Source organism: Schaalia meyeri, from assembly GCF_900105015.1.
Lineage (GTDB): Bacteria > Actinomycetota > Actinomycetes > Actinomycetales > Actinomycetaceae > Pauljensenia > Pauljensenia meyeri.
Window position 1 is genome coordinate 278,029 of the sequence record NZ_FNLK01000005.1, and the last position, 16,093, is coordinate 294,121.

The 16,093-nt window shown below is 62.6% G+C and carries 16 protein-coding genes; 11 read left to right on the forward strand and 5 right to left on the reverse strand.

Annotation, left to right across the window (positions count from 1 at the left end; all coding sequences use genetic code 11):
• Positions 1-25: 25 nt before the first annotated feature.
• Complete coding sequence (locus BLT68_RS02020) at positions 26-658, reverse strand: Y-family DNA polymerase (protein ID WP_232618778.1); 633 nt, start codon at positions 656-658, stop codon at positions 26-28.
• A gap of 21 nt (positions 659-679) precedes the next feature.
• A complete protein-coding gene (locus tag BLT68_RS02025) occupies positions 680-1,168 on the reverse strand; it encodes a hypothetical protein (RefSeq protein WP_074632611.1) in 489 nt (162 codons plus the stop codon).
• Positions 1,169-1,297: 129 nt separating this feature from the next.
• Here BLT68_RS02025 and BLT68_RS02030 point away from each other — a divergent pair, with 129 nt between their 5' ends.
• On the forward strand, positions 1,298-1,825 hold the full coding sequence (locus BLT68_RS02030; RefSeq protein ID WP_050694787.1) for a YbhB/YbcL family Raf kinase inhibitor-like protein: 528 nt from the start codon (positions 1,298-1,300) through the stop codon (positions 1,823-1,825).
• A 5-nt stretch (positions 1,826-1,830) separates the two neighbouring features.
• The gene (locus tag BLT68_RS02035; RefSeq protein ID WP_050694788.1) at positions 1,831-2,292 is read left to right on the forward strand and encodes a tRNA (cytidine(34)-2'-O)-methyltransferase; all 462 of its coding nucleotides are present in this window, start codon (positions 1,831-1,833) and stop codon (positions 2,290-2,292) included.
• A gap of 27 nt (positions 2,293-2,319) precedes the next feature.
• Here BLT68_RS02035 and BLT68_RS02040 read toward each other — a convergent pair whose 3' ends face one another.
• Positions 2,320-2,844: a DUF3611 family protein gene (locus BLT68_RS02040; protein ID WP_050694789.1), complete on the reverse strand. Its 525-nt coding sequence runs from the start codon at positions 2,842-2,844 to the stop codon at positions 2,320-2,322.
• Positions 2,845-3,024: 180 nt separating this feature from the next.
• On the opposite strand from BLT68_RS02040, the gene lpdA reads away from it, so the two are divergent.
• Together lpdA and sucB are read left to right on the forward strand one after the other, a co-directional pair.
• A complete protein-coding gene (gene lpdA / locus BLT68_RS02045) occupies positions 3,025-4,398 on the forward strand; it encodes a dihydrolipoyl dehydrogenase (RefSeq protein ID WP_074632712.1) in 1,374 nt (457 codons plus the stop codon).
• A gap of 26 nt (positions 4,399-4,424) precedes the next feature.
• Positions 4,425-6,092 carry a 2-oxoglutarate dehydrogenase, E2 component, dihydrolipoamide succinyltransferase gene (gene sucB, locus BLT68_RS02050; RefSeq protein WP_074632612.1) on the forward strand — a complete coding sequence of 556 codons (1,668 nt, stop codon included), beginning with the start codon at positions 4,425-4,427 and terminating at the stop codon, positions 6,090-6,092.
• Positions 6,093-6,193: 101 nt separating this feature from the next.
• Here sucB and BLT68_RS02055 read toward each other — a convergent pair whose 3' ends face one another.
• The gene (locus BLT68_RS02055) at positions 6,194-7,510 is read right to left on the reverse strand and encodes a protein kinase domain-containing protein (protein ID WP_050694791.1); all 1,317 of its coding nucleotides are present in this window, start codon (positions 7,508-7,510) and stop codon (positions 6,194-6,196) included.
• Between the two features lie 105 nt (positions 7,511-7,615).
• On the opposite strand from BLT68_RS02055, the gene BLT68_RS02060 reads away from it, so the two are divergent.
• The 4 genes from BLT68_RS02060 to BLT68_RS02075 all read left to right on the forward strand — a co-directional run bounded on the left by BLT68_RS02060 (position 7,616) and on the right by BLT68_RS02075 (position 11,271).
• The gene (locus BLT68_RS02060; RefSeq protein ID WP_050694792.1) at positions 7,616-8,308 is read left to right on the forward strand and encodes a DUF4191 domain-containing protein; all 693 of its coding nucleotides are present in this window, start codon (positions 7,616-7,618) and stop codon (positions 8,306-8,308) included.
• Positions 8,309-8,592: 284 nt separating this feature from the next.
• A complete protein-coding gene (locus BLT68_RS02065; protein ID WP_074632614.1) occupies positions 8,593-9,528 on the forward strand; it encodes an ABC transporter substrate-binding protein in 936 nt (311 codons plus the stop codon).
• 7 nt (positions 9,529-9,535) lie between these two features.
• On the forward strand, positions 9,536-10,501 hold the full coding sequence (locus tag BLT68_RS02070) for an amino acid ABC transporter permease (protein WP_074632615.1): 966 nt from the start codon (positions 9,536-9,538) through the stop codon (positions 10,499-10,501).
• Complete coding sequence (locus tag BLT68_RS02075; protein WP_070779051.1) at positions 10,498-11,271, forward strand: amino acid ABC transporter ATP-binding protein; 774 nt, start codon at positions 10,498-10,500, stop codon at positions 11,269-11,271. The genes BLT68_RS02070 and BLT68_RS02075 overlap by 4 nt, the downstream gene beginning before the upstream one ends.
• Positions 11,272-11,372: 101 nt before the next feature.
• Here the strand turns inward: BLT68_RS02075 and BLT68_RS02080 are convergent, their stop codons facing one another.
• Positions 11,373-12,986, reverse strand: coding sequence for an ABC-F family ATP-binding cassette domain-containing protein (locus BLT68_RS02080; RefSeq protein WP_050694796.1), 1,614 nt, complete (start codon positions 12,984-12,986; stop codon positions 11,373-11,375).
• A 137-nt stretch (positions 12,987-13,123) separates the two neighbouring features.
• Here BLT68_RS02080 and BLT68_RS02085 point away from each other — a divergent pair, with 137 nt between their 5' ends.
• The 3 genes from BLT68_RS02085 to ypfJ are packed head-to-tail and all read left to right on the forward strand — an operon-like array spanning position 13,124 to position 16,047.
• Entirely contained in the window at positions 13,124-13,813 is a 690-nt protein-coding gene (locus BLT68_RS02085; RefSeq protein ID WP_050694797.1) for a queuosine precursor transporter, read from the forward strand.
• Complete coding sequence (gene tgt, locus BLT68_RS02090) at positions 13,810-15,135, forward strand: tRNA guanosine(34) transglycosylase Tgt (protein ID WP_070779052.1); 1,326 nt, start codon at positions 13,810-13,812, stop codon at positions 15,133-15,135. Before BLT68_RS02085 ends, tgt begins: the two co-directional genes overlap by 4 nt.
• A 15-nt stretch (positions 15,136-15,150) precedes the next feature.
• Positions 15,151-16,047 carry a KPN_02809 family neutral zinc metallopeptidase gene (ypfJ, locus tag BLT68_RS02095; protein WP_050694799.1) on the forward strand — a complete coding sequence of 299 codons (897 nt, stop codon included), beginning with the start codon at positions 15,151-15,153 and terminating at the stop codon, positions 16,045-16,047.
• The last annotated feature ends 46 nt before the right edge of the window (positions 16,048-16,093 follow it).

Consider the following 16,093-nt stretch of genomic DNA (forward strand, 5'->3'; position numbering starts at 1 on the left):
TTGCCGGACTCGGGAGCGCACGCAGTCAGGCAGATCGAATGCACCTTGCCCCAGGCCCCTCAACGCCCGTCATCCATCCGGCCAGAGTCCACCTCACCCGGAGCACGACATCGGCGTGAACCGACAGATCGCACCCACTCCACGTGCGGCTGCGCTGGCCTCCCCCGGTATCCTCCACGTCAATGCGCAGCGTCTGCGACACCAATCCAGACTCAAACAGCCGATGGGACAGGTCCGTGGCTCCCCGAACGATAGGGACACTCATCGTGTCAATACGATCACCGCCCCCATCGACGCCCACAGCCTCCTCAACCGCATCCACCAGCATTGATACCACGCGTTCTTCACCGCCCGCCCACCGGGCGGGGCCCTGAGCACGACATCTGGCCGCTCCGGGACGCAGGCATTCGACCCCGGCGGCAATCGTGTCGAATGCGTCGATGACGGCGCTAAAGGCCCTGGCTTCCCGGTCCTGGTCACGCGCCAGGCATGCGAGATCTGGGCACAGATACGTTGCTTCCCTCGCGCTCATACCGGCCCGGACGCCAGCGCGCCTGGCCGCCGCGCTGGCGACGTCGATCCGTTCACCGTGTACAACGGCCCCACACCCGCTGGGCGGCAGGTCACCCACCAGGCAGTTCACGGGCCAATCAGGCACACACAGCACCATGTAGCGCATTTACACCGCCAACCGAATCTCGTTGCTGCCGTTCACGCAGCGTGAGATACCCGGCCACATCTGCAGCGTCACGATGGTGTGCCCCAAAGAGCGTGCGCGAGCGGCAAAAACGCGACATTCATCCCGCCTGAGCTCAGGCAGATCCAGGCATACGACGTCGCACGCATCCATCAGCAGGGCGCACAACTCGCCGGCATGTGCCGCCTGCCCGGTGTTGAGGACCAGCACGCGGCCCAGATCCATCCCCTGCTGTGCAGCCCATTCCCAGCCGATGTCACTCACCCCGCACAGACCGATCCATCCTCCGGGAGGGCACGTATCGATGAGCAGGCGGATCAGGGTCGGTCTCTCTGCGGGGCCGAGGAGCACGGGAGCCAGCGTCCTCGCGCGGATCTGCTCAGCCTCGACCCGCGTTTGCAGGCCGACTAAGCTTTCGTCGATACGCAAAGCCTCGCGGGCCTTGAGCAGCCGTATGCTCGAGTTGGACACACCCCTCCCCTACATGTAGAACACCTGTTCTATAAGGTATAGCGTAGAACCCTGCTCACACATCTGCGTCCCGATCGTCGATTACGGGCGGATGCGCCACAATGGAAACAGATCAGGATAGGAGCAAGCATGCACATCGATTCTCGCCCCCTCGCGCCGACCCCCTACGACGGCTTGGACGTGCCCACTTTCGTGCTATCGTCGCACACCCTGACCGACGGCACGCGAATGCCCGCCTCTGCGACCGCTGAGGGAGGCTCCCTCTCCCCCGACCTCACGTGGGACGGATTCCCCTTGGAAACAGCGAGCTTCATGGTGACTTGCTTCGACCCGGATGCTCCCACGCCATCGGGCTGGTGGCACTGGGCGGTACTGGACGTTCCCGCATCTATGACCCACTTGGATGCAGGTGCGGGAGCTTCCGACCTCACGCTGGCGGGCCCCGCGTTTCACCTCCGAGGGGATGCGGGTGACGCTTCATACTTCGGGGCGGCCCCACCCGTCGGTGACCGTCCCCACCGCTACGTTTTCACCGTCCACGCGCTCGACGTGGACACCCTGGGACTCGACGATGATGCAACCCCAGCACTGGCCTCGTTCGCGGCGCTCGACCACACGATCGCACGCGCGTCCCTGACCGTGACCTACCAGGCCTGAGGATTATGCTGCACGTCGTTTTCTGGGAACCCGAAATTCCGGGCAACACCGGCGCGGCGATCCGCTTGTCCGCGTGCACCGGTTCGATGCTTCACCTCGTCAGACCCTTGGGCTTTGACATGGATGACACAAAGCTTCGCCGCGCGGGCCTGGATTATCACGACCTGGCACACGTCACGGTGCACGACTGCCTGGATGAGGCTCTCGACCGAATCCCCGGGCGCGTCTGGGCGCTCACCGGCCACGCGAGCACCATGTATTCTGACGTGTCGTACGCAGACGGCGACGGCCTGCTTTTTGGGCGCGAATCCGTCGGACTCTCGAAAGAAGCCATGCATCACCCGCGCGTGGAAGATCGCCTCCGCATCCACATGGTTGAGGGAGTACGTTCGCTTAATTTGGCAAATTCCGCGTCGATCGTGCTCTACGAGGCGTGGCGCCAGCTCGGTTTCCCAGGCGGGCGATAGGCTCGGCGCCCCGGACGAGGCCGAGCTCTAGCTCCTCCACGGGGAGTTCGGGCGTTCGACCTGCTCGGCGAGCGAGACGATTCTGCGCGGGTTGGAGCACCACATCCAAATGGTCCCAATGAACGAGACAACAAGGGGCAGATAGTAGAAATCCGCCCCGAATCCGGTCCACGCGGAGCGCGCGGAATTGAGTTCTTCGAGCCCCAGGGACGCGACCCAAAGGACGAGCGGCACGGCAATCGACAGGGCGATGGCTACCCAACCGACGATGCGCATGCGTCGTCCGTTATGGGTGAGAGCAATCGCGGCCACGAGGTAGTCCACACCCGCCAGGAGAGCAACGAGGCGAGGACCCCACGGCTGATCCTGCGCGTGAAAGAGATCGACAACGGCCATCATGAAGATCCATGCTCCCAGGAGCCAGAACAGCGCAATGATAATGCGGCCGAGCCCAAGCGATGGCGGGCGCTGGTCGCGCACGCCGACGCCGTCGTCAGTTTTTCCATGTCCGTGCACGTCATCGATCCTACAGACACGCCCGATCTCTCGCATCGCATTCACCTGAGGGACAAGACTTCCCCCAACGGTTATGTGGCCCGATACATCGCACTGGATCGCCCAGCTCCAGGACAGCACTACGCAAACGTGGGACAATGGGCCTATAAGGACCGTGAGGTCCGTCATGAAATCAACCATCTGAGCGTCAGGCTCATCAACGAGGAGTTTTATACCTTGAGCGAATCGACCTACGACATCGTCATCCTGGGTGCGGGTTCCGGTGGCTATGCGACCGCCCTGCGGGCAGCGCAGCTGGGTATGACGGTTGCACTCATTGACGGAGATAAGGTGGGCGGGACTTGCCTTCACCGCGGGTGCATCCCCACCAAGGCATACCTGCATGCCGCAGAGACGGCTGAGGCCGTGCGTGAGTCCGCAAAGTTTGGCGTTTCCTCCACGTTTAACGGCATCGATATGGCGCAGGTTGGCGCGTACCGCGATTCGGTCGTCTCCGGCCTATACAAGGGCCTGCAGGGCCTGCTGAAATCCCGCAACGTAGAGATCATCTCCGGTTGGGCGCGCCTCGTGGATGCCAGCACCGTCGAGGTCAACGGACAGCCCATCACCGGCCGCGCCATCGTGCTGGCAACCGGCTCCTACTCCCGCTCAATCCCCGGTCTGGATATCGGTGGACGAATCATCTCCTCCGATCAGGCGTTGCAAATGGATTGGGTCCCTTCCTCTGCTGTGATCCTCGGCGGCGGCGTTATCGGTCTTGAATTCGCATCCGTGTGGCGCAGCTTCGGTGCCGAGGTCACCATCATCGAGGCGCTACCCCACCTCGCCAACAACGAGGATGAGGCCATCTCGAAGCAGCTGGAACGCGCGTACCGCAGGCGGGGCATCAGATTCCACACGAATACGCGCTTCGCCTCGGCCACGCAGGACGGCGGCGGCGTCCACGTGACCACCGAAGACGGCAGGGAATTCGATGCCGATGTTCTCCTGGTAGCCGTTGGTCGCGGTCCCGTCACTGAGGGGCTGGGCTACGAACAGGCGGGCGTCACTCTCGACCGCGGATTCGTTATCACCAACGAACGTCTGCACACCGGCGTCGGAAACATCTACGCAGTCGGAGACATTGTCCCCGGCTTGCAGCTCGCTCACCGCGGCTTCATGCAGGGCGTTTTCGTCGCCGAGGAAATCGCCGGGTTGAACCCGACCGTGCAGGCGGAGGTCAACATCCCGCGAGTGACCTTCTGCGAGCCCGAGATTGCTTCTGTCGGTATGACGGAGAAGCAGGCGCGCGAAAAGTACGGCGACCGGGTACGCACGGTCGAATACAGCCTCGCAGGAAACGGAAAGTCGTCTATCCTGGCCACGTCGGGCCTCATCAAGCTGGTCTCGGTTGAGGACGGTCCGATCGTGGGCTTCCACGGAATCGGTGCGCGCATCGGCGAGCAGATCGGTGAAGGAGAGCTCATGGTGAACTGGGAGGCCTTCCCCTCGGATGTCGCAGCCCTGATTCACGCACACCCCAGCCAGAACGAGTCACTCGGCGAGGCGGCTATGGCGCTGGCCGGTAAGCCCCTCCACGTCCACAACTGACCACAGTTTTTATTAGGAGAACACACATGGCAACTTCAGTGACCATGCCCGCGTTGGGCGAGTCCGTCACCGAGGGCACCGTCACGACGTGGCTCAAGCAGGTCGGCGACGCCGTCGAGCTTGACGAGCCCATCGTTGAGGTGTCCACCGATAAGGTCGACTCCGAGGTCCCCTCCCCCGTTGCGGGTATTCTGCTCGAGATCCTGGTTCCCGAAGACGAGACCGTCGAGGTCGGTGCCGAGATCGCGCGCATCGGCGACGCGTCCGAGGCCGCCTCGACTCCGGCTCCCGCCGCCCCCAGCGCGGCAACTCCGACGGCTCCCGCCGCCCCCGTTAATCTATCAGCGGCCCCCGTTGTATCCGCGGCTGCCCAAGGCACCGAGGTGCGCATGCCCGCGCTGGGCGAATCCGTCACCGAAGGGACGGTCACGACGTGGCTGAAGGCTGTAGGGGACGCCGTTGACGCCGACGAGCCTCTGCTTGAGGTGTCCACCGATAAGGTCGACTCCGAGGTCCCCTCGCCGGTCGCAGGTTTCCTCTCTGAGATCCGCGTGGTCGAGGACGAAACCGTCGAGGTCGGAACTGTTCTTGCGATCATCTCCGCCACTGCGCCCTCTCAGCACGTTCAGCAGCAGGCGGCTCCGCTTGCGCCCGCAGCACCCGCCGCTCCTCCAACGAATCCCGTTGATCCGTTCCCGAATGCCTCCACGCTCGCGTCAACCGCTTCGGCGGCACCAGTGGTGAAGACCCCCATAGTGGCGACGAGCACCGCGTACGTCACCCCCATCGTGCGTAAGCTCGCTCGCGAACTCGGGGTCGACCTGGCCAGCGTGTCCGGTACGGGTGTTGGCGGTCGCGTGCGGCGCGAGGACGTTGAGGCCGCCGCTGCGCGCGCAACGGCCGTCGCCGAGGCCTCTGCCGCTGCTCCGGCTGCCTCAACTGCCCTAAAGACTGACGCTGTTCGCGAACCTTCACCGCTGCGCGGCACCACCGAAAGCATGAGCCGTCTGCGTCAGACGATCGCCCGGCGTATGGTCGAGTCGCTCAAAACGGCTGCTCAGCTCACCACCGTCATCGAGGTGGACGTCACCAAGGTCGCGGCCCTGCGTGCTCGCTCGAAGGACGCCTTTGCCGCCGCGCACGGCACGAAACTGACCTTCCTGCCCTTCTTCGTGAAAGCCGCGACGGAGGCGCTGGCATACCACCCGAAGATCAATGCGACCATCAACGATAACGAGGTCACCTATTTTGACTACGAACACGTAGGGATCGCCGTCGACACACCCCGCGGCCTGCTGGTTCCGGTCGTGAAGAATGCGGGCGACAGGGATATCGCGGGTATCGCGGCATCGATCAATGACCTGGCCGCTCGCACACGCGGCTCAAAGATCGGCCCCGATGAGCTGTCTGGTTCGACCTTCACGGTGACGAACACCGGTTCCGGTGGCGCCCTCTTCGATACGCCTGTCCTCAACATGCCCGAGACCGCGATCATGGGCGTTGGTGCGATCGTCAAGCGCCCTGTTGTCGTGAAGGCGACGGATGGCTCTGATACGATCGCGATCCGGTCAATGGTGTACCTGTCGCTTTCCTACGATCACCGTTTGGTGGATGGCGCTGACGCGTCACGCTTCCTCATGGATGTGAAGAAGCGTCTTGAGGAGGGAGCCTTCGAGCCCGACCTCGGGCTCTGATCCTTTGACGCGACGCGATGGGGTGGGCCTCAAACGGGCCCACCCCATCGCGTCTGTGTCACTTTTCGGTACGCACCCGCAGCGGGCGCGCGTGGCGCGCCCTAGGCATGATCGGGTGCGGCGGAAACGACCTTGCGTGACGCTGGATCGACGCGCACGAGGAGATCCGTTGAGTCGGGGACGCTGCCTTGTTCACACGTGTCCGCCCGACACGTTTCCGAGGTCAGCACCGTCAGTGTCGCTTGAGCTTCTATGGCATCGGATTCGCAGGAGCGAACGGTGATGTTGTCGACTGTGGACGACAGGGCCTTGACGCGCACGCCGTTAGCCAGCATGGTTTCGATGCGCTGGGTGTCCTGCGCGAGCAGCTCGCCCCCGAGCACGGATTCAAGGGACGCGGGGTCGCCATCAACCACGGCCTGGTCGCGAACCCGAATGGCGTGGTTGATAACGTCCCCCAGCGCGTCAGGGTCACACAGACCGTCTTGTGACTGGGCGGTGTCACCCGACGCTTCGCTATCTGCACTCGCGTCCGCGCCCTCTTGTCGATTCGTGGCGCCCCACACCCCGTATCCAATGATCAATAGCCCCGCGAGAATCGCGACGATGCCGAGCACCAGCAGTCCGATGCGCCTCTTGCGCCCCCGTTGCCATGCTCGCGGTCGCCCCACCGCGGCCGCACTGTCTTTCTTCTTCCGTCGTGGCACTGCTTCGTCTTCGGTCACGGTGTCTTCGCGCAAAGCCGCGGCTCGCAGATCGGCTATCACCTGCTCGGGATCGACGGGTTCGCGGCTGATAACGTGTTCTGGTGGGTCGTTCACGACCGGAGTCGTCCCCCGACCGATGGCCCCGGGGGTGTCCAGGCCGAACTCGGCCAGCGCCTCGTCCATTCCTAGAAGATGAGCGATCTGCCGGAGGCACGCACGGTCTCCGTCCATTCCGGATGCTTCAAGGCTCCATCCCGGCGTGCCCTCGCGCTCCCCCAGTTCATCAATGAGGTCAACGATCACAGCACGCCCCTCCGGCGTGATCATGATGTTCGCGGGTGTCAGGTCGCCGTGCGCGATTCCTGCTGCGTGCAGCGCACTCACGCCCGCTGCTATCCCCTCGAATATCTGACGCCGAGTGGCAATTGGGCGAAAATCGGGCGATCCCAGTTCAGTGTCCAGGCTTCGTCCGGCGACATAGTCTTGGACGAGCGCCCACCGACCGTCGTCTGAACGCACGACGTCTCGCAATCGGACGACGTGCCGCGATGTCACCGACGCCCAGGCCTTCCATCGCGGAAGGAAACGGTCACCGTCGGCGGCCGAGCGCAATGCCAGCAAAGCGTCGCCCGCCGCCGTACGCGTCCTCCACAGGGGTCCCCTGGTGCCGATATGGAAAACTTGGCCAATCTCGTATCCGCCGATATTCATACGTTCATTGTCCAAATTCACGCAATGTGATGCAACTCATTTCACATAGTGCCCGGTCGGACGCGTGGACTTTCGGGGGTGAAATGCACGTAGAATAATGGCGTTATGAATGAATCGAATCCCCCCGCTAAGAGGCGCTTCTACCGAAATCTCCTCGACGCATATCGACTGACCGCACGCACCTATCCGGCGATTCCGTGGATCCTTTTGGGCACCGCCGCGCTTGTTATCGCCGTTTCCCTTCTCGCGGCTTGGCTGACCAAGACCCCGTGGATAGGCTGGCTGGTCGTCGGCGTCATGGGATCGTTCACCGCCATGCTCGCCATCTTGAACTTCCTCGCGCGCCGCGCGCTTTTTGCGCAGGTTGAGGAAACGACCGGGGCCGTCAAGGTGGCGCTCTCACAGATCCAGCGAGGTTGGATCATTCCCGAACAGCCCGTCGCATACACGCGCGAGCAGGATCTCGTCTGGCGGATCGTGGGCCGCCCCGGAGTCGTTCTCATCTCCGAGGGCCCCTCCTCCCGCGTCCGTGGTCTGATGCAGGCCGAAGCGAAGCGCGTCAACAAGGTCATGCGCAACGTCCCTGTGCACCAGATCCAGGTTGGGCGAGATCAGGGACAGATTGCGCTCCGAGACCTTCAACGAAAGCTGCGCAAGCTGAAGAACACGCTCACCTCCGAGGAAGTTCCCCAGGTGTCCGCACGAATTAACGCGCTCCGCTCGGGCGAGCCTCCGATCCCGAAGGGCATTGACCCGCTGCGAATGAAACCTTCGCGCCGCGCGCTGCGCGGGAACTGAGCCGGTGAGTCGGCCCCCAACATACGCACTACGCACCTGTTTGCATATTTCTTGCTGACCGTCCGCAAGAACATGGACCGGGAAAAGACATGCGACATCATCCGGTTTTCAACGATATTCTAGGCATCTACGCCCCAAAATTGATGCGCCAGCAGGCGCAAAGATCGATCCGCCCGTCACGCGGTGACATGAACCTTAGCGCATAATATGCTTATTGATGCATAATAGTGCATAATGGTGGCAACAGTGAGGCACCCGGGCCTCACCCCATCGGAAGGCAGACCATGACCATCACTAAGGCACGCGTGCTCATCGCATGTACGGCAGCACTCACGCTGTCCCTTGCTGCCTGTGCGGACCCGACGACCACGGCTTCCGGGGATTCGACCACAACGAGCACGGGCGCCGCTCCCACCTACGACGTGTCCTCGATTCCCACGGTTGACGAGATCGCAGCCCTGGTTCCCGACGAGGTCAAGCAGCGCGGGACGCTGCGAAACGGCGCGTCCGCCGACTACGCGCCGGCCGAGTTCCTGGGGGAGGACTCGCAGACCGCTCAGGGCTACGACGTTGACATCACCAAGGCGCTTGCCAAGGTCATGGGCCTTAAGGAAGGAACCACACACCACGCCGAATTTCCGGCGATCATCCCCGCCCTCGGAACGAAGTTTGACGTGGGTCTCTCCTCCTTCACGATCACATCTGAGCGCGAGGAACAGGCGAATCTCATCTCCTACGTTGAGGTCGGATCCGCCTTCGGTGTCGCAAAGGGTAACCCTAAGAATTTCGATCCAACCGATCCTTGCGGCAAGACGATCGGCCTGCAGACCGGCACCGCCCAAGAGGACTATGCGAATGAGCTCTCCGATCGGTGCATGGCGGCCGGCAAAGAGAAAATCACCGTCATGCCGCACGACCTACAGACCGATATCGCCACGAAGGTCATCGGTGGACAATATGACGCGACTTTCGCCGACTCCACCGTCATCGGTTATACGGCTTCGCTCTCGAGCGGACAGCTCGAACAGATCGGCGACGTCATCGAGTCTGCTCCGCAGGGTGTGGCGATCAACAAAGATGACGAGAAACTGACCGCAGCCGTCCAGAAGGCCATGCAGTACCTGATGGATAACGGCTACCTGAAGGACATCCTGGCCACCTACGGCGCCCACGATGCCGCCTTGACGACGGCACAACTCAACCCGGCGACGAACAACTGAGGATCTCATGGCAATCATCAAAGACGGCGTCGAGTTGATCGATGCGAAGCCTGTTCCACGCCCGGGGCGGTGGGTAAGCGCAATCGTCGTCGCGATCCTTGCCGCAATGGCCATCCACGCCCTCGTCACAAACAAAAACTTCCAGTGGCAGGTCGTGGCCCAGTGGCTGTTCTCTGTGTCGATCATGCAGGGTGTTCTCTTTACGATCATCCTGACGGTTCTCGCGATGCTCATCGGCACGACACTTGCCATCACCATGGCGATCATGCGCCAGTCGGTGAACCCGGTGCTCCGTTGGGTTGCGATGGCCTACATCTGGTTCTTCCGTGGCACACCGATCTACACGCAGCTGATCTTCTGGTCGCTGCTTCCGACCCTGTACCCGACTCTTTCGTTCGGTGTCCCCTTCCTCGGCTCCCTGTGGGGCTGGGAGATCACGTTCGACACTGCCACCTATTTCACACCGTTCTGGATGGCTTTCATCGGCCTGGGGCTGAATGAGGGCGCGTACCTGGCGGAGATCATGCGCGCCGGCTTGCTCAGCGTGTCGAAGGGACAGTGGGAGGCCGCGACCGCTCTCGGCATGCCGCGTACAACCATCTTCCGCCGGATCATCCTACCCCAGGCGATGCGCGTCATCGTTCCCCCGATCGGAAACGAAACGATCTCGATGCTGAAGACGACCTCGCTCGTGTCTGCGATTCCTTTCACCCTGGAGCTGACGTTCATCGCACGTCAGCGCGGCCAAGCGGCGTTTGCGCCGGTTCCGCTGCTGATCGCGGCAGCAATCTGGTACCTGGTGATCACGAGCCTTCTCATGTGGATCCAGTCGTTTATCGAAAAGTACTTCGGCAAGGGATTCGAGCGGCGCGATAACGCGGCCGCCGCGGGATCCGCCCACACGGCTGGCAGCGCCGACTCTATGGACGAAAAGAACGCCACGGCACTGAAGTTTTTGGATGTGACACCATGACGATTGAAACACCCATGGTCTCCGTTCGCGGGGTCCACAAATTTTTCGGCAACCTCCATGTCCTGCAGGGTATCGATCTGGATATTGCCTCCGGCGAGGTCTGCGTGATTCTTGGTCCGTCCGGTTCCGGCAAGTCCACCCTCTTGAGGTGTCTCAACATGCTGGAGGACATCAGCGCGGGTCGAGTCTTCGTGGACGGACAGCTCCTGGGTTATCGCGAGGATGACAAGGGAGTTCTGCACGAACGGCACGATAAGGAGATCGCCGCGCAGCGTTCTCGCATCGGCATGGTGTTCCAGCGCTTCAATCTTTTCCCGCACAAGACTGCCCTGGGCAACGTCATGGAGGCGCCGGTCCAGGTGCTGAAGCGGCCGAAGAGGGAGGCTCGCCGCCAGGCGCTGGAGCTTCTCGATCGTGTGGGTCTGGCCGACCGCGCGGACCACTACCCCGCCGAGCTTTCGGGTGGACAGCAGCAACGAGTGGCTATCGCTCGCGCGTTGGCAATGGACCCGGAGATCATGCTTTTCGACGAGCCCACCTCGGCCCTGGACCCCGAGCTCGTCGGCGAGGTGCTCCAGGTCATGCAGGACCTGGCGGCGTCGGGTATGACGATGGCTGTCGTGACGCACGAGATCGGCTTCGCTCGCGAGGTCGCTGACAGTGTTGTGTTCATGGACGGCGGCGTCATCGTTGAGGCGGGTTCCCCCACCGAGGTGATCGATCACCCGCAGTCGGAACGCACGAGGGAGTTCTTTTCGAAGGTCCTCTGACCGGGGCCATCCTTTTGGCCCGTTCCAGCCCGTTTCGCACACCGGGCCGGTGAGGCGGGCGTGCCCGTCGCCTTTCCGCCTTAAGGACGGGCGTATCACGCTCAGGTGAGCGTGACGAGATCCAGGTAGCTGTCGTCCCACAGGTCCTCGTCCGCATCGGGCAGGAGGAGAACGCGCTGCGGGTTCAGCGCCGTGACGGCCCCCGGGTCGTGGGTGACGAGAACGACGGCACCCTCGTAGTCACGCAGGGCTGACAGGATCTCTTCGCGCGAGGCGGGATCAAGGTTGTTGGTGGGTTCGTCGAGGAGCAGAACGTTCGCGCCGGAGACGACCAGAGTGGCCAGTGCCAGTCGGGTCTTTTCTCCGCCGGAAAGAACGCAGACGGGCTTGTCGACGTCCTCGCCTTGGAACAGGAACTGACCGAGGATGTTACGCACGTGCGTGTCGTCAAGGGTGGGGGCGGCCTCGGCCATATTCTCGCGAACAGTACGGTGCTCATCAAGCGTTTCGTGCTCCTGGGCGTAGTAGCCGAGTTTCAGCCCGTGGCCCGCAATGACGCTGCCCGAGTCGGGCTGCTCGATGCTCGACAGGAGGCGAAGAAGCGTGGTCTTTCCGGCGCCGTTCAGGCCGAGCACCACGACTTTGGAGCCCCTATCGATCGCAAGATCCACGCCGGTAAATACTTCGAGTGAACCGTAAGACTTGGACAGTCCCTCTGCCGTGAGGGGTACTCGCCCGGAGGGCGCGGGGGAAGGAAAGCGCAGCCGCGCCACCTTCTCCTGGACGATGTCCTGCCCGGCCTGGGCGAAGAGCTCCTCGGCGCGCCTGAGCATCTGCTGCGCTGCAACGGCCTTCGTGGCTTTGGCGCGCATCTTCTCACCCTGTGCCTTGAGGTGTTCAGCCTTTTTCAAGGCGTTTGCGCGTTCCTTGCGGCGGCGCCGCTCGTCTTCCTCGCGTTGTTTCAGGTACGCGGACCACCCCAGGTGGTACATGTCGACATGCGCGCGGTTGGCATCGAGGTAGAACACCTGGTTGACGGTGTCTTCCAGAAGCTTAACGTCGTGGGAGATGATCATGACGCCGCCCGGGAAGGTCTTGATCCAGTCGCGCAGCCAGAAGATCGAATCGTGGTCAAGGTGGTTCGTCGGTTCGTCGAGGAGCAGAACGTCAGCGTTGGAGAAGAGCACGCGCGCCAGCTCGACCCGGCGACGTTGGCCTCCGGACAGGGTATCCAGTTTCTGGTCCAGCACGCGATCATTGAGCCCGAGGGAGTGAGCGATCTGGGCCGCCTCGGACGCGGCCGCCCACCCTCCCTGGTGAGTAAACTGCTGGTCGAGCTTCACGTAGCGCTCCATCGCCCTCTGCTGGCGCGCCCCCTCAGTCGTGGACATCTCGTGTTCCGCTTGACGGATCCGAGCGATGATAGAGTCGATACCGCGCACGGAGATGATGCGGTCCCTGGCCTTCATCTGCGGGTCGCCGACGTGAGTGTCCTGAGCGAGGTACCCGACCGTACCTTTCGACGTGATGGTTCCCGTATGCTCCGCTGCTCCCCCTCGGTCTCCTTCTCCCGCAAGCAAACGCATCGTCGTAGTTTTCCCCGCTCCGTTGCGTCCCACGAGGCCGATACGCATTCCTTTATCGACGCAAAAGTTCGCGTGGCGCACAAGGTGGCGAGCACCGATCCTCAGAGAAAAGTCCTGAACGTTAATCACTCTCCAAGAGTAGAGGCCGGGACCCATGTGGGCGAATCAACCCGCCACCGCGGGTGCTCCTGACCCCATGTGGTGCGAAATACGGGCACAATGGGTGTCGTATGTAAGTTTCCCACCGTCATTTCAAGGATTTTCCCATGACAGAAAGCCCGATCCCATCTGGATCGGCGCGCCCATCGCGCGCCCTCGACATCGTCTCCGTTGCCTTCGTTGCGCTCCTACTCATTTCAAATATCGCCGCCACGAAGGCGTTCATGGTGGGCTCCACCACCCACTACCTCATTTTTGATGGGGGTGCCATCCTCTTTCCCCTGACCTACATCATCGGAGATGTCCTGTCGGAAGTGTACGGGTTCGCCCGCGCACGGCGCGTCATCATCATGGGTTTTGTGGCCTCGTTCCTGGCCTCCCTGACCTTCTTCATCGTTCAGTACTTGCCCCCAGCCCCGGACTATGACAATCAGGAAGCGTTTTCGGCAGTCCTGGGCGTCGTGTGGCGTGCGGTCGTAGCGTCCCTGGTCGGGTACCTGGCGGGTCAGCTTCTGAACTCCTACGTGCTCGTATGGATCAGGAAAAAGTGGGGGGCCAAGCACCTGTGGGCTCGGCTCATCGGGTCAACAATCGTCGGCGAAGCGGCCGACACGATTCTTTTTTGTACAATCCTCTTCTACGGTGACATGACGCTGGGCAACTTCGTTAACTACACGGTGACAGGCTACTTTTACAAGGTTCTGCTTGAGGTGGTTCTCCTGCCGCTGACATATCCGGTGATCGCATCGATCCGCAAGGTCGAGAGCCTTGAACGCGACGAGGTGTTCGCCCAGTGAACGCGAACTGGCTGCAAGCCCCTTCCCCCGACGCAGTCGCAGCTTTCGACGCCACAGCCGCGTCCGGCGCGCACTCCCCGGACCGGGGCTTTGAGATCAACGCGCGACTGCACACCAACGGAGGCTTGGGACGCACCGGCATCATCCGCACGGCGCACGGCGATATCCGCACGCCCGCCTTCATTCCCGTTGGAACCAAGGCGAACGTGAAGGCACTCACCCCCGAGATGGTGCGCTCGCTTGGCGCACAGGCGGTCCTGGCAAACGCCTATCACCTCTACCTGCAGCCGGGATCCGACATCATCGACGAGGCGGGCGGCTTCGCGGCATTCATGAATTGGGCGGGACCGACCTACACCGACTCGGGCGGTTTTCAGGTCCTGTCCCTGGGCGCCGGATTCAAGAAGGTGCTCTCGCAGGAGTTTTCCGGGCAAGCTGATCCCAACGATCCGGCACTCAACGCACAGGCGATCAAGGCATCCAACGCGGTCGTCGATGACGACGGCGTCGTGTTCTCCAGCCACATCGATGGCTCGAAGCACCGTTTTAATCCCGAGGTGTCGATGGGAATCCAGCACCAGCTGGGCAGCGACATCATGTTCGCCTTCGACGAACTGACCAGCCTGCTGCACCCGCGTTCCTACCAGGTCGAATCGCTGGAGCGCACACACGCCTGGGCCGCGCGCTGCCTCGCCGAGCACAAGCGGCTCACCGAGCAACGCGCGGGTAAACCCTACCAGCAGCTGTGGGGGGTCATTCAGGGAGCCCGGTGGGAAGACCTGCGCCGACAGGCTGCACGAACCATGGCTCGCATGGAGGTGGACGGTCAGCGCTTCGACGGCTTCGGCGTCGGCGGTGCGCTCGAGAAAGAGAACCTCGGAACGATCGTCTCCTGGGTATGCGAGGAACTGGGAGAGGACCGGCCGCGCCACCTGCTGGGCATCTCCGAGCCCGAGGACCTTTTCGAAGGGGTCGCCGCCGGCGCGGACACCTTCGACTGCGTGAATCCGTCGCGGGTGGCCAGGAATGCGGCCATCTACACGCCCGACGGCCGTTTCAACATCACGAACGCCCGCTTTAAACGCGACTTCACCCCCCTCGTTGACGGCTGCGGCTGCTACACGTGCACGCACTACACGCGCGCGTACATGCATCACCTGTTCAAGGCGAAGGAAATCCTGTCAGCCACCCTGGCGACGATCCACAACGAATGGTTCACGCTGCGCCTGGTTGACGGGATTCGCGCCTCCATCGAGGATGGGTGTTTCGACGAGTTCCGTTCTGATATGCTCGGCCGCTATCTGGCCGGGCGCCGCCACTGAGAGTCAGGAACACAGATGAGTTTCAACGACAATGTCCACCTGGATCCTTCCCGCGTGCGCTCCTTTGGTGCGAGGCGCAAGGCGATGGGCGTGGGCGGCGGTTCGATCCTGGGACTGCTGCTGATTCTTGTCTTCTCACACGTCACCGGTATCGATCTGACACCCCTCATCTCTTCGTCGCCGACGCCCTCCGCCTCCTCGTCCTCAGCGGTCGACGTTTCGACGTGTCGCACAGGAGCGGATGCGAACGACCGCGTGGAATGCCGGATGGTCGCAACCGCGCAGTCGCTGGATCAGGTGTGGAAAGAACAGCTGGCGGACCAGAACACGGGCGTGAGGTACGAGCTTCCCGACTTCCAGATCTTCACGAACTCGGTGTCCACGGCGTGCGGGAGCGCGACCAGCGCGGTCGGCCCCTTTTACTGCCCCGGAGATTCAACGGTCTACCTGGACCTCGGTTTCTTCGATGACATGGTCTCACGGTACGGGGCAGCGGATTCCCTGCTCGCCCAGGAGTACGTCGTTGCGCACGAGTGGGGGCATCACATCCAGAATCTTCAGGGCGTCTTCCGCGCGCACGACACGCGCGAGTTTGGTGATCAAGGTGCGGGCGTGCGCAGCGAGCTCCAGGCGGATTGCTACGCGGGAGTCTGGATGCACTGGGCATCGACGACCGCTGATCCCTCGACGGGCATCCCCTACCTCGTAACACCGACAGCCGATCAGGTACTGGGAGCGCTCGAGACCGCACGGGCTATCGGCGATGATCGCTTGCAGGCCAAGTACCAGGGCTCATCCAATCCAGAAACCTGGACGCACGGGAGCGCAAATCAGCGCGCAGCGTGGCTCCAGCGCGGCCTCGATACGGGTGATATCGCAACGTGCGACACCTGGAGTGCGGCTCGCGTGTGAGCGCGATTCGCGCCACTCGCTACAATCGTTGGTGCCGACTTTCAGG

Bases quoted from the DNA above. Each gene is read 5' to 3' on its own strand.
- BLT68_RS02075 (WP_070779051.1), top strand. From the start codon at position 10,498: ATGACGATTGAAACACCCATGGTCTCCGTTCGCGGGGTCCACAAATTT.
- BLT68_RS02055 (WP_050694791.1), bottom strand. From the start codon at position 7,510: ATGAATATCGGCGGATACGAGATTGGCCAAGTTTTCCATATCGGCACC.
- BLT68_RS02070 (WP_074632615.1), top strand. From the start codon at position 9,536: ATGGCAATCATCAAAGACGGCGTCGAGTTGATCGATGCGAAGCCTGTT.
- BLT68_RS02065 (WP_074632614.1), top strand. From the start codon at position 8,593: ATGACCATCACTAAGGCACGCGTGCTCATCGCATGTACGGCAGCACTC.
- BLT68_RS02030 (WP_050694787.1), top strand. From the start codon at position 1,298: ATGCACATCGATTCTCGCCCCCTCGCGCCGACCCCCTACGACGGCTTG.
- BLT68_RS02060 (WP_050694792.1), top strand. From the start codon at position 7,616: ATGAATGAATCGAATCCCCCCGCTAAGAGGCGCTTCTACCGAAATCTC.
- ypfJ (WP_050694799.1), top strand. From the start codon at position 15,151: ATGAGTTTCAACGACAATGTCCACCTGGATCCTTCCCGCGTGCGCTCC.
- BLT68_RS02085 (WP_050694797.1), top strand. From the start codon at position 13,124: ATGACAGAAAGCCCGATCCCATCTGGATCGGCGCGCCCATCGCGCGCC.
- sucB (WP_074632612.1), top strand. From the start codon at position 4,425: ATGGCAACTTCAGTGACCATGCCCGCGTTGGGCGAGTCCGTCACCGAG.
- BLT68_RS02035 (WP_050694788.1), top strand. From the start codon at position 1,831: ATGCTGCACGTCGTTTTCTGGGAACCCGAAATTCCGGGCAACACCGGC.
- BLT68_RS02040 (WP_050694789.1), bottom strand. From the start codon at position 2,844: ATGCGAGAGATCGGGCGTGTCTGTAGGATCGATGACGTGCACGGACAT.